This window comes from Bradyrhizobium sp. INPA03-11B (assembly GCF_040446015.1).
GTDB lineage: Bacteria > Pseudomonadota > Alphaproteobacteria > Rhizobiales > Xanthobacteraceae > Bradyrhizobium > Bradyrhizobium macuxiense_A.
This window is the reverse complement of the sequence record NZ_JASGSR010000024.1, coordinates 19,449-35,305: the sequence shown is the minus strand read 5'-3', so window position 1 is coordinate 35,305 and position 15,857 is coordinate 19,449. Positions and strand designations below refer to the sequence as shown.

The window sequence follows — 15,857 nt, the reverse complement described above, 5'->3', positions numbered from 1 at the left end:
ATGACCACGAACCGCTCCGACGAAGAATTGGCGATGCGTGGTTTGATCGTGCCGGAATTGCGCAAGCGCTATCCGGGTGCCCGGATCATCCACGAATTGCCGCTGCGGTATTCGAGCAACCGAATCGACCTCGCAGCGGTGACGGAGAGCGAGATCGTCTCGGTCGAGATCAAGTCGAGCCGGGATGTCATGGACCGGCTCGAAGCGCAGCTGCGGGCCTTCATTCCGATCAGTTCGCGTATCATCGCCGCGCTTGCGCCTCGGTGGAACGAAAAGCTGCCCACGATCAGGACGGAGCACCCGTCCGGGGGCGTCGGCTTCCGCCAGCAATACACTCCAACGCAGGAAATCATCCGACGCGTCGGCGGAGTTGAGATTTGGACGGTCGACGCGGCCGCTGGCGCGATCACGGAGATGGATGGCGGCTACTACCGAGCGCGTAAGCCCTGGCTGGCGGAGATGCTCGACATGTTGCACGTGGCCGAGCTGGTCGCCGTCGCAGAGCGTCATTGCATAGCGGTCGGTAAGCGACCGGCGCATCTTACGCTCGTATCAGCTCTGGTCGACCTGTTGCAGGGCCGCGAGGTCGTGGCTGCAGTTTGCCGCGCGCTCCGGGCCCGTGCCGCATTCTGTGAGGGCACGGATGCGCCGATCGTAGACACCGAAGCGTCGCCTGTTGAGGACCGCACGCGGAATAGGATGCTGCTCTGATGAACGACGTCAGCCGCCAGATCCTGCTCAACCAGCTCGTCATCATCGAGGCGCTGATCCCGCTCTCCAAGCCGGGCGCCGATTCCACCCGCGAGCTGCTTCGGCAGCGCTACCGCGAGACAGCGCAGCTTGTCCGCGACCAAACTCCACAACAGCGAGGCTGACCATGCAATCGAACCACATTCAGGTGCCGCTGAAGAACCTGCGCCCTGGACATGAGGCCCCGAACCATCCCGGCAATGCGCGCGTGACGGGTCGGGAGGATGGCATCGCCGAGCTCGCCGCACACATCCACGTCCGCGGCAAGATCGACGATTTGCTGGTCTATGACGACGGCGTCCCCGATGTCTACTTCGTCGCCAATGGCAATCGCTCGCTCCTCGCGCTGCGCATGATCCTCGGCGACAGTTCCGAGCAGCTGATCGACTGTAAGCTGACGACGGCGGAGCGGGCCTTCGAGGATTCGCTCGCGGTCGCTGTGACTCCGAACAAGTTCCACCCGGTCGACGAATTCGAGGCCTTCGCCAAGCTCCGCGACCAGCACGGCAAGACCGAGGAGGAGATCGGCCGGCAGTACAGCATGACGGCGCGCGAGGTGCAGCAGGCGCTCGCGCTCGGCGGCAGCTTATCACCGCTGGTCCGTGACCTCTGGCGAAACGGCCGGATCAAGACCGATGTGGTGCACGCGCTGCCGCTGGCCGGCGACCACGCAGACCAGGACCGGCTGCTGAAGAAGCTCAATCCCGACGGCGATTACGAGCAGCTCAAGGCATGGCACATCAAGCGCGAGCTGAAGATCGACCAGGCCGGTCGGCTGGTCGAGTTCGTTGGCGTCGAGGCTTACACCAAGGCTGGCGGCAAGGTGACGCTCGACCTGTTCGGCGCCGACCACAAGGTGTCAAACGCGAAACTGGCGAAGCGCCTGGCTGACGAGAAGCTCGAGCGCGAATGTATCGTTCTGGTCGAGGCTGGCTGGAGCTTCGCGCTGCCGAGGGACGTGATCTCCAGCGCGCGCGGCTATTCGACGATCAATGGTGTCGCGACCGCTCAGCCGAGCCCGCAGGAGCGGCTCGAGCTGACGCAGATCGAGGCGATGATCCCCGAAGACGACTTCGGCGAGCAGGTCCCGTTCGGTGCCATGACCGGCAAGCAACGCGCGGCGTATCTCCGCAAGCGGCAGATCCTGCAGGACCTCGAGCAGCGGCCGTTCACATCAGAGATGAAGGCCAAGTGTGGCTGCTCGGTCGCGATCGACGAGGACGGCCTGCTTGAAATCTCTTTTGGTTGGGTGAAGCAGGAGGAAAAAGCCGCCGTGTCGCGGGCCACCAGGGCGGCTGCTGCAGCAGCGGCACCATCCGATGACAACGAGGACGACGCACCGTCCAGCCCGGCCAAACCGAAGGACGAGTCGAAGGACATCTCGAACGCGCTGCGAGAGCGACTCGAGGTTTCGCTGATCAGCGCGACCAAGGACGCGGTGCTGGCGGCGATCGACACCGATCTCCTCAAATCGCCGCTGGCGCAGGTGCTGGCCCGCCTGGTCTGCAGCCAGATCAACGTCAACGGCACATCGGTCCACATCTATAGCCACGGCGTGAAGGACAAGCTGCCGGCGATGCGCGACGCGCTGCCGGCGGAGCTGTTCAACAAGGCTATCGCCAAACACTTCGACGCCACGGATTATTTCAGCAACGCGCCGAAGCCGCTTGTCGTGAAGGCGATCTCCGAGACCATCAACCCGGACGAGGCCCGCAAGGCCGCGGCCGGCAGCAAGGCGGATCTGGCGAAGTTCGCGATCGCCAATGTCGGCAAGAGCGGCTGGCTGCCGAAGGAGCTGCGCACACCGCACTATGTTGGGCCCGCGGCGAAGGCCAAGGCCGCGGCAGCTGCGCAGGCGAAGCCGAAGACGACCGCCGAGGCTGTGCGCAAGGCGAAGGCCGAGCGGGAGACCAAGCGCGCGGCCAACGCACAGAAGCGCGTCGTGAAGGCCGCCAAGAAAACCGCCAAGAGGAAGCGCTGAACCGATGGCGGGGGCGGGGACAGACCTGCATGACGGCGTGGTGGCCTTCGAGCCGCTCACCCTCGGCCGCGAGGCCGTCATGCTCGGCCGCGTCCAAGTCGGCGAGATCATGCCGACCGACGGCGGCCGCTATCAGGCTTGCTTCCGCCTTAGCCTGCCCGACGCCAGCGCGACCGCCTGGCGCCCGGCCATCGACGTCACCGAGGCGCGGCGGCTCGCCGCGATTAAGATCAACGACTGGATGAATGCGGCCGGCGTGGTGCCGGCGGGAGGCGCGACGTGACATCACCGGAGCATGGTTGCGATTGTACCGCCGATTGTGAAGGGCGCCCGGACTGTCCGTCGGGTCATCGTGCTGCGCCGGGCTGCGCCTGCTATCAGTGGCGCTGCTTCTTCTGCAACGAGGTGTTCAAGGACGAGGCCGAAGCCCGAATTCATTTCGGCCTGGATGAGGAGTGGACAGCTGGCTGTATCGATCCGCTGACGAAAGACGAGAAAGAGCGGCGCGCCGACCAGGTTCAGTTTTACATCGAGCTTGATGGTGAGCGCGAGCGGAGCGCGGCGCTGCAGGACAAGGCCTATCTGCTCGGTCATTGGGAAGATGATCTCAAGCGCCACTTCAACGGCGCCAAGTCCGTCAATCAAGCCATGCTGATGTTCGACGCGATGGAGGGCCGCGCGTTGGCGGCCGAGGAAAAACTTGCGCAGCAGGATGCATTGTCGCGCGCGATCGCGTCGGTCCCGTCTAACCTCTATTGGATGATGGGCAAGGGTCGCATCCGCCCGAAAGAACCGCTCTATGCCGTCCAGCTGATCGATCCGGAGAGTGGTATCGCGATCGCCGAGGCCGAGGCTGAGCAACTCGCCGATGCGATCGACTCCGCGGTCAAGCTATTGGGCGCGCGCCAGTGAATCCCCCCGGCAAAACCACGCTCGCCCGCATGCAGCACACCGCCGAGCTCGAGGTCTCCCGGATCGAGATCGTCCAGGACTACTGGGTCAGGGAAGGTCGCATTGCCGAGGCAATGCCCGAGCAGGTCGCCCGCCGCGACGACTTCGCCGGCATCGTCCGCCTGATCGACCTGATCCAGAGCGACCAGGTGATCCTCGATCGGCTGGAGAAGCGCAAGCAGGACATGGCGGCCGCGAAAGCCGCGGCGCCGGCGCCGCAGGATGCGCCCGACATGGAAATCGAGGCCGACGAATGAGCCGCCTGACCACCGACGAGCTCGAGGACATCAAGCAGCGCAACCCGATCGCGGATGTTGCGGCCGGCTACACCAAGCTGCGCCGCGCTGCCGGCAAGCTGCTCGGCGCATGCCCGATCTGCGGCGGCCGCGTCAATTCCAGTCGGTTCGAGGTGATCGAGAAGGACCAGAGCTGGGTCTGCGCCGTGTGCCCGGATGGCGGGGACGTGATCCGCCTGGTCGAAAAGGTCGAGAACATCGACTTCCGCGCCGCGATCGAGCGGCTCGGCGGCCGAATGGAGATCGACGCCGCGCGTCAGCGCGAGATCTTCGAGGAGCGCGAGCGCAAGCGCCTGGCGCGGGAGAAAGAGTCCGCGAACTGGCGCGAGGCCGAACGCAAGCGACTGTACCGGACGTGGAAGGGCGCGGCGCCGATCCACGGCACCGTTGCTGCATCCTATCTCGAGGGCCGAGGCCTGGCGATGCCCGAGCATTGCCCGGGCCTGAAATTTTTGCCATCGGCGCCGTATTTCCATGGCGAGGAGCTCGACGAGCACGGCCGAAAGGCCGGGCCGCGCAAGATCCATACCGGCCCCGCGATGGTCGGCGCCTTCATCAGGCCGGACGGCAAGTTCGGCGGGCTGCACATGACCTGGCTTACGTCATCAGGTGACGTAGTGGCCAAGGCCGAGATATCAGATCCCGACACCGGCGAGGTCCTTAACGCCAAGAAAATGCGCGGCTCGAAGGCCGGCGCCTATATCGCGATCGTGCTGCTCGAGCAGCCGCGGCGCCTGGTGATCGGCGAGGGGATTGAGACGGTGCTGTCGGTCTGGACCGCGATGCACCAGGCCGGCCGCGAGATCTCCGACATGGCCTTCTGGGCCGCCGGCGACCTCGGCAACCTCGCCGGCCGCGCCAACAAGACGATCGCACACCCGAGCTTGAAGCGGCCGAACGGCCAGTCGGTTCGCGTGCCGGACAGATTCCCGGATCCCGATGATCCCGGGCTCAAGATCCCTGACAGCGTCGAGGAGCTGATCCTGCTCGGCGACGGCGACAGCGAAGGATTCCTGACCGAATGCGCCATGGAGCGCGCCGCGCGGCGATATAGCCGGGAAGGGCGATCGATCCGGATCGCGTTCGCGCCGTCCGGGCTGGATTTCAATGATTTGCTGAGGGCCGCGTGACGTCGCCAAGGATTCTCCGAGACAGTGGTTCGCGCCGGCGCGCTCGATGGATCCGTGATCGTCAGTGGCGCTTCATGGAGCGCTGCGCCGAGCACAATCCATTGTGGTTCTGCGTTTGGAATAAAGGCGGCCGACCTGAAGCTCCCGACGAGTGGCGCGACGGTCTCATAACCGGAATGGAACTGCAGGACTGGATGACGCGGCACCGCAGCTGGTTCATTGTCGGCCGTTGGAGCGAAAAGCGGTATGCGCGCCCGATCAGACTAACTGATGCTGGCTGTGCCGCCATCGCGAACCGCGACGACTTTGACATGGAGCCCGTGTTTGGCGGTCTGGTTGAGCCCGGCTGGCAATGCGTTCCAGCGCGCAAGCGCGCACCGGGGACAGCTGCATGACCGGCACCGCCATCCTCGAGCTCGTCGACTTCGCTCCAGTCTTCGCCGCGCCGAAACCTCTGACGCTGGAAGAGCGCCGCCAGATCGGCTCGGCCGAGCTCGGCCGGCTGCTCGGTGATCTGATCGGCGCCGCGGCCGAGACGCGCATGGACTCGCTCCGCGTGATCGCCGAGCAGCTCGGCCAGCTGGTCGCGGCCGACGCAATCGTCGAGACGTTTGCAAAGGCCTCGCTCGAGCAGGCGGCCGCCGGCGCCGGCATGATCGGCGAGCATGGCATAAAGTCGGTCAAGGCGGCGATCGCTGCCGGCCTGAAGGCTGGCAAGAGACGGCCGCGGGATCTCGGCGCCGCACGGGCAGTCGCACCGATCGAGGTGCGACGCGCCGCTTCAGCGGCGCTTGGAGCACCTCATGATGACGGGCGCGCTCCTGTGGCGCGCGACGATGTGACGTCTCCGCCCGGGACGGCGCCTTCCTCGGCCGCTTCGCCGCCGTCCGTCGCCCCCGCGCCCCCCGATGAGGGCAACGAAGACGCAACCTCCCAAATGGGAGATTGGTCGGAAGCCGATGCGTCGCAGGGGAGCGGGGGAGGCGACGGCGAGCCACCCGAGGACGCCGATGCACTCCACATGCGGCTGGCGTTCTTTCCCCTGACGGATCTCGGCAACGCCGAGCGGTTTCGGGAGCGCCAGCGCGGCCGGCTGCTGTTCAACACGGCGCTCGCCACGACGTCGCCCGGCCGCCAGCGCGGCTGGCTCGCCTGGGATAAGAGACGCTGGTCTAGCGAGAGCGGTGCCGAGCGGGTGATGATCGCCGAGCATGACACGGTGCGCGCCATCCAGGAAGAAGCCGACTGTGTCGCCGATAGCGGCGATCGCGACGCCAGGGACGCAGAGCGTGGCGCGCGTGACTTCGTGGTCGAGACCAAAAACGACGTTCCGATCTATTATTCCGACAAGATCGCCCGGTGGGGTCGAACGTCAGAGTCGGCGCAAAAACTCGGCGCATTGTCGAAGCGCGGAGCACCATATCTCTCGGTCGGGATCGGCCGGCTCGACGCCGACAAGATGAAGATCAATGTCAACAACGGCACCTTGACGGTCCGCAAGCGTGACGAAGGCGACTACGTGCAGTTCGGGCCGCATGATCCGGATGACATGATCACCAAGCTGGCGCCGGTCGACTACGACCCGAGCGCGACAGCGCCCGAATTCGAGAAATTCCTGCTGCGCGTGCAGCCCAGCGCTGAAATGCGGTTGTTCCTACAGCAATGGTTCGGGCTGTCGCTCACCGGCGACACCTCGGCACACAAGCTTGCCTTTCTGTATGGCAAGGGTCGCAACGGCAAATCCGTGCTTGTCAATGCCGTCTCGCACGTCGCTGGCGACTACGCGCAAAGCGTTCCGATCGAAACGTTCCTCGATGCCGGCAAGACGCGTAACGGCGGCCAGGCAACGCCTGACCTCGCGAAATTGCCCGGCGTGCGATTGCTGAGGACGTCGGAACCTGAGAAGAACGCCAGGCTTGCGGAGGCTTTGATCAAGCTGGTCACCGGCGGCGAGCCAATGGATGCCCGGCATCTGCAGGGCGACATGTTCACCTTCGTGCCCGAATTCAAGCTGACGATCCAGGGCAACTACAAGCCTGTGCTATCGGGCACTGACGAGGGCATCAAGAGCCGACTGCTGCTCGTTCCGTTCAATGTCACCATCCCCAAGGAAGAGCGCGACACCAAGCTGGTCGACAAGCTCAAGGCCGAGGCCAGCGGCATTCTCAACTGGATGCTCGATGGCCTGCGGGACTGGCTCGATAACGGCCTGACCGAGCCGCAAGAGGTCACCGACGCCACGGCGAAGTACTTCGCTTCCGCCGATGCGCTCGGTCGCTTCCTCGAGACCTGCACTGTCAAGGAGCCTGGTCATCGCGTGCAATCGTCGGTGCTGCATCAGGTCTACGAGGCGTGGTGCAAATCGTCGGGTGAGACGCCGTGGAAGAACAAGGGCTTCTCGATGGCGATGGATGAGCGCGGCTACGAGCGCAAGCAAAGCGACGTCGTGTGGTGGCTCGACATCAAGCTGATCAAGTCGGTGAACGACTTCGTCGATGCAAACGGCAACCCAATTCGGGTGTCGAACAGCGACGAGGACGACAGAAATGCGGGCGATGTGGAGATCTGATCCTCCCATCCTCCCGAAACGGGAAGATTCGATTCGGCTTTAACATGTTGGATTTATTGACGATGGGAGGTTGCGGGTAAATCGGGAGCTTCTTCCACGCATACACATGCGCGGGCGTGCGCGCGCGACACGGACAAGGGACACGATTGAAAGGCTTTATGTATGCGCAGCAAAGCTCCCAATCCTCCCATCCTCCCAAAGTGAATAGAGAAGCCATTGACCATCAATGGCTTGATCAATCCGGGAAGATGAAAAGAGCAGTTTGAAAAGCTCCCATTCATCCTCCCGGTCAAAAATAGGACCGGAATGAGAAGATGTACCGACTTGTTACAGCTTTTTAGAAATGTTCGATCGGAGCGGCATCGCTAACCGCTCTTCGGCCTCGGCCTCGCAATCCGGGGAAGTCCAGCAAATCGAGAGGATGATTATGTTGGAGCGAATGAATGAAACCGCTGCAGGATGCGTTCTCGCCGGAAGTGATGGCGGAACTGGCAACGCCTGTGCATCCGCACTCGTTGGAAGTGACTGATTGCGGAGCGAAATGGTACGTGATCGCGGTCTCGACGCGCAAAGCCGAGCGAGAGTTATCCAGGCGCCGGTTCGGCATCTATGTCCCGGTGGTGATCGAAACCGTCATCAGTCGTGGTCGTAAGCGCGAGCGACCGGTGCCGATCGTCGCTGGCTATGCGTTCGTGTTCTTCTGGGAGACAGATGCGAACCTGCAGCGCCTGGTGTCGACCAGCGGTGTGACTTCCGTGCTGGGCTGGATCGACGACGTCGAGATCGACAAGCTGCGATATAAGGAAAGTTGCCAACAGCTTGATGCCAACGCGCGCTTGGTGGTGAAACAGGACATCCTGCGGAAGGTGCATCGCAAGCGTGTCGGTGCGTCGCGTCGCAAGAAGCATAGTCGCGCCGCCGCTGCGAAGCGCCGTGGGAAAGCGGAAGCTGTGGCTTGACGTTTGCGGATGGAATCGGCGATGAGCATTTCCTACCTACAGCCTCGTTCTCGTCTGAGCTCTCCGCAAGGGCATGGTGCTCCGAGACGGTGGTGGACCGAAGCAAAAACCGCGCTTCAGCAATCCAGCAATGTGTCCAAAGCAGCCCGGCGCCTGCCGGCGCTCGCCTCGTCCAGCCAGCGCGCCGATCGCAGCAATGCGGTCGGCGTTTTCGTTTGCATAGGTTAGGCGAGCGCACTTTGCGGAAGTCGACCGGTGCGATCGTCGCCGCCTTCGACAGGCGTTTCCTCCCTTGACTTGGGCCGCTTGTGGTCCTCCAGGCGCAAGCGGCCCGATCTTTGGAGTAAACCGATGGCAGGGATCAGGCTCATGGCACCGCTGGTGCCGAAGGCCGATGGCCGGACGGTTCAGGTCCAGCCGAAGCAAGTTGATCCGCATTACTCGACGGCACGGCACGCTGCCTGGGCCGAACAAGTCAAGGCGAACGCCGGCTATCGCTGCGAGTGGATCAAGGATGACGGCCAGCGTTGTGGACGATCGGCACCGCACCACCGGATGTTTGCCGACCACATCAAGGAACTGAAGGACGGCGGTGCGCCGTTCGATCCCGCCAACGGTCGATGCCTGTGCGGATCGCATCACACGCGGAAGACGGCGGCCGCCCGGGCGGCCCGGTTCGCCAAGGGGTAGGGGGTTTGGCCGCCCTGCCGGGCAGGGGGGCGCCAACCGCGCCAGCAGCCATTCGCAGGTTTTTTTTCGATGGATCAAATTTTTGACCTGTTCGGCGACCCGGTGCCCGCCAATTGGGGGCAGCGTGGCCGGCCGGAACACATCCCGACGCAGCAAAATCGGAATCGCGTCAGCATGTTAGTTGCGCTCGGCTGGGGTAATGGCCGGATCGCGGCGGCGATGTTCGTGACCGTGCCGACTTTGCGGAAGCATTATTTTTCCGAGCTCGCCCATCGCCGCGTCGCGCGCGATCGGCTCGAAGCCAACATCGCCATGAAGCTCTGGGACGGGGTCATGGCCGGTAACGTCACCGCCATCCGCGAGTTCCAGGCGTTCAAGGATCGCAACGACCGCATGGAGATCGAGCGCACCATGGGCTCGGCGCAGGGTGGCGAGTCCAGGTCCGAGCGCGTCGGCAAGAAGCAGCTTGACGCGCGGCGCGCGGCCGACGCTGACGCCGACCTGATGGCCGAGCTCGAGCAGGAAGCGACGACGCAGAATGCTGTCCACTAGTCAGCCGCTGCCGCGCTTCGCCTGCCCGGATTGGTGGGAGAAGATTCAAGCGGGACAGACGCCGATGCCCGCGGTGCCGCTGAACGAGGCGCGGGCGACGAAGGCGCTGGCGTTCTTCAACCGCCTCCGGCTACCGGACATCGCCGGCAACCCGACCTTGGCGGACGCATGCGGCGACTGGTTCCGCGATCTGCTCGCCGCGTTCCTGGCGAGCGAAGATCCGCAGACCAAGCGGCGGCTCGTCTGGGAGCTGCTCTGCATGGTCCCGAAGAAGAACTCGAAGACCACCTATGTGGCAGCGCTCGGCCTGACCGCGCTGTTCATGGAAGAGGCACCGAACCGGCAGATGCTGATCGTGGCGCCGAGCCAGAACATCTCCGAGCGATGCTTCGCCCAGGCGCAGGGCATGATCCGTCTCGACAGCCGGCTGGATGCGATCTTCCAGGTGCAGGATCACCTGAAGTGCATCACGCGCCGCAAGACCGGTACTTCCCTCGACGTCATGAGCTTCGACACCACGATCGTGACCGGCGAAATTCCCGTGCTGACCATCATCGACGAGCTGCACGAGCTCGGCAAGCGATCGAAGGCGCAGGCCGTCATGCAGCAGATCCGCGGCGGCAGCATCACGACGCAGGGCGGCCAGGTGCTGATGATCACGACGCAGTCGGACGAGGAGCCGGCCGGCATCTGGAAGACTGAGCTGAAGAAGGCGCGCGCCATCCGTGACGGCAAGGGCGGCTCGAACCCGATCCTGCTTCCGGTGCTCTACGAGTTCCCGGAAGCGCTGCAGCGTGATCCGACCTACTGGCGCGATCCCGACCACTGGGCGGCGATCCTGCCGAACATCGGCCGCTCGATCGACCAGGCGCGGTTGCTCGAGGACTACGAAAACAACGGCAGCGTCAACCCGGAGGCCGAGCGCATCTGGGTTTCGCAGCATCTCAACATCGAGATCGGCGTCGGGCAGAAGAACGACGCATGGGCCGGCGCCGAGTTCTGGGCCGCCGGGGAAGACGAGACGATTACGCTCGAGGCGCTTCTCGAGATCTGCGACGTCATCGTGGTCGGGCTCGACGGCGGCGGCCTGGATGATCTCTACGGTGCCAGCGTGCTCGGACGCCATCGCGTCACGCGTACCTGGCTGTCATGGTCGCATGCGTGGTGCCATCGCGGCGTGCTCGATCGGCGCCAGTCGATCGCCTCGCGGCTGCTCGACTTCGAACAGGCCAAGGAGCTGACGATCAACGAGCACGCCGGCGAGGATATCGTCGCCATCGTCGAGCTGATCGGAATGATCCACGATCTCGGCTTGCTCGGCTGCGTCTCCGTCGACCCCGCCGGCCTCGGCGAGCTGGTCGAAGCGCTGGCCGCGATCGGCGTCACCGTCGAGAACGGTCTGCTCGTCGGCGCGCCGCAAGGCTTCGGCATGATGAACGCGATCAAGACGAGCGAGCGCAAGCTCGAGAACGGATCGCTCAAGCATGCGAAGTCCTCGCTGATGGACTGGTGCGTCGGCAACGTGAAGATCGAGCCGACCGCGACAGCGATCCGCGCCACCAAGCAGAACGCCGGCGACGCCAAGATCGACCCGTGGGCGGCGCTGATGAACTCGGTCGCGGCAATGGTGCGCAACCCGGAGCCCGCCAACAAGCGTTCAGTCTATGAAGAACGCGACCTGATGGTGCTGAGGGTCTGATGGGTCTGTTCGACGCCATGCTTCGTGCCTTCTCGGCGCCATCAGCGAAGGCAGCGACGGGCGTGCCCGCGGCGAGCTTGCTGCCGGCGCTACTTGGGTCCACACCGTCGGCCGCCGGCGTTCTGATCAGCCAGGCGACGGCGATGCAGGTCTCGGTCTTGCACGCCTGCGTCACCATCCGTTCCGAGGATACGGCCCGGTGCACGCCGTCGCTATGGCGGATCCTCGACGACAAGGGCAATCGCGAGCGCGTAAGGCCGAAGGATCATCCGGTCGCACGCCTGCTGCGGCGCCCGAACCGGCAGCAGACCTGGTTCGAGTTCGGCGAGATGATGGAGGCTGCACTGCTGCTGCGCGGCAACGCGTATGCCGCGATCTTGCGCGATAGCCGCGGACGCCCGACCGAGCTGATTCCGATCAACCCCGATGCCGCGATGGTGCTCGAGGCGGTTGACGGGCAGATCTTCTATAACGTGAACCGGCTCGGCTTGTGGCAGCTCGCGATGCTGCGGGGATTTCCGACCGCCATCCCGCAGGAGGATATTTTTCATCTTCGCGGCATGTCGTTCAATACCCTTGTCGGTGCATCGCGTATTGGGCTAGCGCGGGATGCAATCGGCGTCGCGATGGGCCTGGAGCAGCAGGCGGCGCGCTGGATGCAGAATGGGGCGCGTCCGGCCGGCGTGCTGCAGACTGACAAGAGCCTGACCGACGCCGCGGCGAACCGGCTCAAGACGTCCTGGAATTCGTTGTTCGGCGGCATCCAGAATGTCGGTGCGACCGCCGTCCTGGAAGAGGGGTTGAAATGGGCTCCGCTATCGCTGACGTCTGTTGACCTGGAATTCCTGCAGCAGCGCCAGTTTCAGGTCGAGGAGATCGCGCGCTTCTACCGCGTGCCGCCGCACAAGCTCGCCAAGACCGACGGCCTTCGCGGTCTCAATCTGCCGCAGGCTGACCAGGAGTACGTCAACGACGCCATCATGCCGGCGCTCGAGCGCTGGGAGCAGAAGTTCGAGCAGGTCTTCGATCTCGACGGCGAGGGCCTCGAGGTCGAGTTCGACGAGAGCAACCTGCTGCGGGCCGACATCACGACCCGTTACAACGCCTACCGCATCGGCGTGCTGTCGGGCATCGCCGCGCCCAACGAGGTGCGTGCCGCCGAAGGCCTTCCGCCGGTTCAGGGCGGTGACGAGCTCCGGTCGCCCGTCAATCTTGCGGCGATCGGTAGCGACGCGACCGGCACTGCGCCGGACGGAGCAGGGCGCCCGGCTGACGGCGAGCTGCCCGCGGATTCGGTCCCGACCAGCTGAGGATTGAGATGAAGCACAAATTCTTTGCCGGCGCGGTCGTCAAGGACGACGCGCTGACTGACCGCCAGATCCGCGTCATCGTCTCGACGCCGACGCCCGATCGTGTGAAGGACGTGATGGAGCCGCAGGGCTGTGACGTCGCGAACTATCTCCTGAATCCGGTCGTTCTCGCCGACCACAATCCGAAGACGCCGATCGGCAAGTCGCTCTCGATCGACGTGAAGCCGGACCGCGTCGAAGCGCTGATCGAGTTCGCTCCGCAAGGCATCTCGGCCAAGGCCGACGAATATTGCGGCCTCGCCAAGGCCGGCATCCTCAACACGGTGAGCCCTGGCTTTTCCGAACTGGACACGGCCCCGCTCAAGGGCGGCGGCATGCACATCAAGGCCTGGGAGCTGCTCGAGCTGTCGCTCGTGGCAGTCCCGGCCCAACCGGAGGCGCTTGTGACCGCACGATCTCTCGGGAAGGCGGAAGCAACCTGGAAGGTCGGCGCGTCGCGCAACCTGCCGATCGGCGAGGGCGACGACTGGGACGGCGCAGCGGCCGAGGCGAGCATCTTCGACAAGGCCGGCTTCGATGGCGATGATGCCGATACGACGTTCGCGCGGAAGGGATTCCTCGCCTACGATTCCGGCAATCCCGACCTCAAGGGCTCCTACAAGCTGCCGTTCGCGAAGGTGATCGACGGCCGCTTGACGGCGATGCCGGGCGGCATTCGCGCCGCGGCCTCGCGACTGCCCGACACCGACATCCCCGATGACGTCAAGGAAAAAGCACGCGCCGTGCTTGACCACTATGAGGCAGAGATGAAGAAAAACGAGGAGAAGGCCGCGAAGATCGTCAAGATCAAGTCGTTCAAGCGCAAGGATATGTATGGCGTTGCCCAGCTCGCTTATCTCTTGAGCGAACTCGGCTGGATCGAGGATTGCTCCACGTGGGAGGCCGAGCTCGAGGGCGACGGCAGCAAGGTGCCGGCCATGCTCGGCGCCGCGATGAGTCAGCTCGGCGCCGTCCTGGTCGCGATGACGCAGGAAGAGGTCTCCGAGCTCATTGGCGGTGATGTGGGTGACGTTGTTGTTGTCGTCGACGACGATGATGACGATCTGACCAAGAGCCTGCCGGCATCGCTCCGCACCAGGATCAAGGCGATGAAGTCGCCGCTCGCCAAGGCGTTTGCCATTGCCGGCGCCAAGGCCGGCCGCACCTTCTCCGCCGGCAACGAGAAGACCATGCGCGATGCCTGCAAGAGCATCATCGCCGGGCACGATGCCATCAAGGCCATGCTCGATGAATCGACCGATGGCACGGACGAATCCAGCGCCGGCGACGGCAAGGACGAGACCGACAAGAATCCCGACACGGGCAAGGCGCTGCCGCTGTCAGAGCGCGATCGCGAAATCGAGGTGCTGCGGCTGAAAGGTCAAGGCTAACCGATAAGGCTGAACCAACCCGCGCGACAGGCGCGCTGCTCATCTTTCAAGGCCTTGAGCAAGCTATCGCACAGTCGCGACGTGAGCGTCGCGCATCGGAGACCATCATGAAGAAAGTGCATGAACTGCAGGCCGAGCGTGGCAAGGCATTCGACGCCTTCCAGGCCCACGCCTCGAAGAAGGACTTTGTCGACGCCGACAAGCCCGAATACGATCGCCTCCGGGCGGAAGTCGTCCGTATCGACGGCGAGATCGTCCGCGCCAAGGACGCACAGGAGCTCGCCGCGAAGTCGGCGCAGCCCGTCGCCGGCCAGGAGACCGTGCCTGCGACCGTCGAGACCGACCGCTATGCCAAGGAAAAGTCGCTGCAGCTGGGCGGCATCGCCAAGATGCTCGGCGTTGGCGGTGGCAACATCTACAATGCGCGTATCGCGGCGAAGGACGTGTACGGCGAGAACCATCCGGTCACCAAGGCGCTGGTCACGAACGTCGGCACCGCCGGCGGCCTCATCGTGCCGCCGGACGTGATGAACGAGGTCGTCCCGCTGCTGCGCGCCCAAGCGGTCGTCCGTGGCGCCGGACCGCGCGTGCTGCCGATGCCGCGCGGCACCATGACCATTCCCGGCCAGGCGTCCGCCGCGACGGCGAGCTATGGCAAGGAAGGCAAGGCGACCGGTGCGTCGCAGCAGACGCTGCGCGACATCGTGGCGAGCTTCAAGAAGCTCACCGCGCTGGTGCCGGTCTCCAACGACATGATGCGCTACGCCGATCCGGCCGTCGACGCGTTCGTCCGCGACGACCTGGTGAAGGTGATGGCGTTGACCGAGGATCTGAACTTCATCCTCAGCGACGGCACGCAGGATACCCCGCGTGGCTTCCTGTCGTTCGCCAACGGTCACGTGCAGGCGAATGGCGGTACGGTCGGCAACTGGCTGACCTTCGGCAACTCGACCTTCGCGGTGAACGGTGCCGATCCGGCGAATTCCACCGGCGGCAACTTCATCACCTCGAACGGGACCTACACCCTGGCCACCGTCGCGGCCGAGCTCGGTGGCGCGGTCAACCGCCTCGACACCGCCAACGTGCCGGACATCAAGCGCGTCTGGTTCATGAACCCGCGCTCCTTCAACTACCTGTTCAACGTGCAGAACTCGCTCGGCGTGTACGTCTACCGCGACGAGCTGGTGAAGGGCACGCTGCTCGGGTATCCCTTCAAGAAGACCACCCAGATCGGCGCGAACTACTACAACACCGACGGGTCGCATCAGGACTGCTCGTTCGTCTTCCTGGTGGAGATGACCGAAGACATGATCCTCGACTCGATGCAGCTCGAACTCGCCGTGTTCCGCGAGGGCAGCTACGTCGACGCCAACAGCAACGTGATCTCCGCGATGCAGTCCGATCAGACCGTCATCCGCGCCATCGCGGAGCACGATCATCAGGTCCGCCACCAGGCGGCGATCGCCGTGATCCAGGGCGTTCGCTGGGCGCCGGCGATCAGCTAAGGGCCGCTGAACGTTGACCGGCTCGGCTAACGCCC

General features: G+C 64.4%; 15 protein-coding genes. All 15 read left to right on the top strand.

Annotation, left to right across the window (positions count from 1 at the left end; all coding sequences use genetic code 11):
• The 15 genes from QMZ05_RS12655 to QMZ05_RS12585 all read left to right on the top strand — a co-directional run bounded on the left by QMZ05_RS12655 (nucleotide 1) and on the right by QMZ05_RS12585 (nucleotide 15,822).
• A complete protein-coding gene (locus tag QMZ05_RS12655; RefSeq protein WP_353701044.1) occupies nucleotides 1-711 on the top strand; it encodes a hypothetical protein in 711 nt (236 codons plus the stop codon).
• Nucleotides 711-875, top strand: a complete 165-nt coding sequence (locus tag QMZ05_RS12650) for a hypothetical protein (protein WP_353701043.1) — start codon at nucleotides 711-713, stop codon at nucleotides 873-875. The genes QMZ05_RS12655 and QMZ05_RS12650 overlap by 1 nt, the downstream gene beginning before the upstream one ends.
• Nucleotides 876-877: 2 nt before the next feature.
• Nucleotides 878-2,731 carry a hypothetical protein gene (locus QMZ05_RS12645; protein WP_353701042.1) on the top strand — a complete coding sequence of 618 codons (1,854 nt, stop codon included), beginning with the start codon at nucleotides 878-880 and terminating at the stop codon, nucleotides 2,729-2,731.
• A 4-nt stretch (nucleotides 2,732-2,735) separates the two neighbouring features.
• Nucleotides 2,736-3,014 carry a hypothetical protein gene (locus QMZ05_RS12640; RefSeq protein WP_353701041.1) on the top strand — a complete coding sequence of 93 codons (279 nt, stop codon included), beginning with the start codon at nucleotides 2,736-2,738 and terminating at the stop codon, nucleotides 3,012-3,014.
• On the top strand, nucleotides 3,011-3,643 hold the full coding sequence (locus QMZ05_RS12635) for a hypothetical protein (RefSeq protein WP_353701040.1): 633 nt from the start codon (nucleotides 3,011-3,013) through the stop codon (nucleotides 3,641-3,643). Before QMZ05_RS12640 ends, QMZ05_RS12635 begins: the two co-directional genes overlap by 4 nt.
• Nucleotides 3,640-3,939, top strand: coding sequence for a hypothetical protein (locus tag QMZ05_RS12630; RefSeq protein ID WP_353701039.1), 300 nt, complete (start codon nucleotides 3,640-3,642; stop codon nucleotides 3,937-3,939). The genes QMZ05_RS12635 and QMZ05_RS12630 overlap by 4 nt, the downstream gene beginning before the upstream one ends.
• Nucleotides 3,936-5,108: a CHC2 zinc finger domain-containing protein gene (locus tag QMZ05_RS12625; protein WP_353701038.1), complete on the top strand. Its 1,173-nt coding sequence runs from the start codon at nucleotides 3,936-3,938 to the stop codon at nucleotides 5,106-5,108. Before QMZ05_RS12630 ends, QMZ05_RS12625 begins: the two co-directional genes overlap by 4 nt.
• A 391-nt stretch (nucleotides 5,109-5,499) precedes the next feature.
• Complete coding sequence (locus QMZ05_RS12620) at nucleotides 5,500-7,677, top strand: phage/plasmid primase, P4 family (RefSeq protein ID WP_353701037.1); 2,178 nt, start codon at nucleotides 5,500-5,502, stop codon at nucleotides 7,675-7,677.
• Nucleotides 7,678-8,120: 443 nt separating this feature from the next.
• Nucleotides 8,121-8,636 (top strand): transcription termination/antitermination NusG family protein, encoded by a 516-nt coding sequence (locus QMZ05_RS12615; RefSeq protein ID WP_353701036.1) that lies wholly within the window; start codon nucleotides 8,121-8,123, stop codon nucleotides 8,634-8,636.
• A 369-nt stretch (nucleotides 8,637-9,005) separates the two neighbouring features.
• Nucleotides 9,006-9,326 carry an HNH endonuclease gene (locus QMZ05_RS12610; RefSeq protein ID WP_353701035.1) on the top strand — a complete coding sequence of 107 codons (321 nt, stop codon included), beginning with the start codon at nucleotides 9,006-9,008 and terminating at the stop codon, nucleotides 9,324-9,326.
• A 69-nt stretch (nucleotides 9,327-9,395) separates the two neighbouring features.
• Nucleotides 9,396-9,878 (top strand): hypothetical protein, encoded by a 483-nt coding sequence (locus tag QMZ05_RS12605; protein WP_353701034.1) that lies wholly within the window; start codon nucleotides 9,396-9,398, stop codon nucleotides 9,876-9,878.
• Nucleotides 9,865-11,577 (top strand): terminase large subunit, encoded by a 1,713-nt coding sequence (locus QMZ05_RS12600; protein ID WP_353701033.1) that lies wholly within the window; start codon nucleotides 9,865-9,867, stop codon nucleotides 11,575-11,577. Before QMZ05_RS12605 ends, QMZ05_RS12600 begins: the two co-directional genes overlap by 14 nt.
• Nucleotides 11,577-12,887, top strand: coding sequence for a phage portal protein (locus tag QMZ05_RS12595; RefSeq protein ID WP_353701032.1), 1,311 nt, complete (start codon nucleotides 11,577-11,579; stop codon nucleotides 12,885-12,887). The genes QMZ05_RS12600 and QMZ05_RS12595 overlap by 1 nt, the downstream gene beginning before the upstream one ends.
• A gap of 8 nt (nucleotides 12,888-12,895) precedes the next feature.
• Complete coding sequence (locus QMZ05_RS12590; protein ID WP_353701031.1) at nucleotides 12,896-14,317, top strand: HK97 family phage prohead protease; 1,422 nt, start codon at nucleotides 12,896-12,898, stop codon at nucleotides 14,315-14,317.
• Nucleotides 14,318-14,424: 107 nt separating this feature from the next.
• Nucleotides 14,425-15,822, top strand: coding sequence for a phage major capsid protein (locus QMZ05_RS12585; protein ID WP_353701030.1), 1,398 nt, complete (start codon nucleotides 14,425-14,427; stop codon nucleotides 15,820-15,822).
• Nucleotides 15,823-15,857 lie beyond the last annotated feature (35 nt).

Excerpts from the sequence above, each read along its gene's own strand:
- QMZ05_RS12655 (WP_353701044.1), top strand. The coding sequence starts at position 1 with ATGACCACGAACCGCTCCGACGAAGAATTGGCGATGCGTGGTTTGATC.
- QMZ05_RS12650 (WP_353701043.1), top strand. The coding sequence starts at position 711 with ATGAACGACGTCAGCCGCCAGATCCTGCTCAACCAGCTCGTCATCATC.
- QMZ05_RS12645 (WP_353701042.1), top strand. The coding sequence starts at position 878 with ATGCAATCGAACCACATTCAGGTGCCGCTGAAGAACCTGCGCCCTGGA.
- QMZ05_RS12640 (WP_353701041.1), top strand. The coding sequence starts at position 2,736 with ATGGCGGGGGCGGGGACAGACCTGCATGACGGCGTGGTGGCCTTCGAG.
- QMZ05_RS12625 (WP_353701038.1), top strand. The coding sequence starts at position 3,936 with ATGAGCCGCCTGACCACCGACGAGCTCGAGGACATCAAGCAGCGCAAC.
- QMZ05_RS12620 (WP_353701037.1), top strand. The coding sequence starts at position 5,500 with ATGACCGGCACCGCCATCCTCGAGCTCGTCGACTTCGCTCCAGTCTTC.
- QMZ05_RS12615 (WP_353701036.1), top strand. The coding sequence starts at position 8,121 with ATGAAACCGCTGCAGGATGCGTTCTCGCCGGAAGTGATGGCGGAACTG.
- QMZ05_RS12610 (WP_353701035.1), top strand. The coding sequence starts at position 9,006 with ATGGCACCGCTGGTGCCGAAGGCCGATGGCCGGACGGTTCAGGTCCAG.
- QMZ05_RS12605 (WP_353701034.1), top strand. The coding sequence starts at position 9,396 with ATGGATCAAATTTTTGACCTGTTCGGCGACCCGGTGCCCGCCAATTGG.
- QMZ05_RS12600 (WP_353701033.1), top strand. The coding sequence starts at position 9,865 with ATGCTGTCCACTAGTCAGCCGCTGCCGCGCTTCGCCTGCCCGGATTGG.
- QMZ05_RS12595 (WP_353701032.1), top strand. The coding sequence starts at position 11,577 with ATGGGTCTGTTCGACGCCATGCTTCGTGCCTTCTCGGCGCCATCAGCG.
- QMZ05_RS12590 (WP_353701031.1), top strand. The coding sequence starts at position 12,896 with ATGAAGCACAAATTCTTTGCCGGCGCGGTCGTCAAGGACGACGCGCTG.
- QMZ05_RS12585 (WP_353701030.1), top strand. The coding sequence starts at position 14,425 with ATGAAGAAAGTGCATGAACTGCAGGCCGAGCGTGGCAAGGCATTCGAC.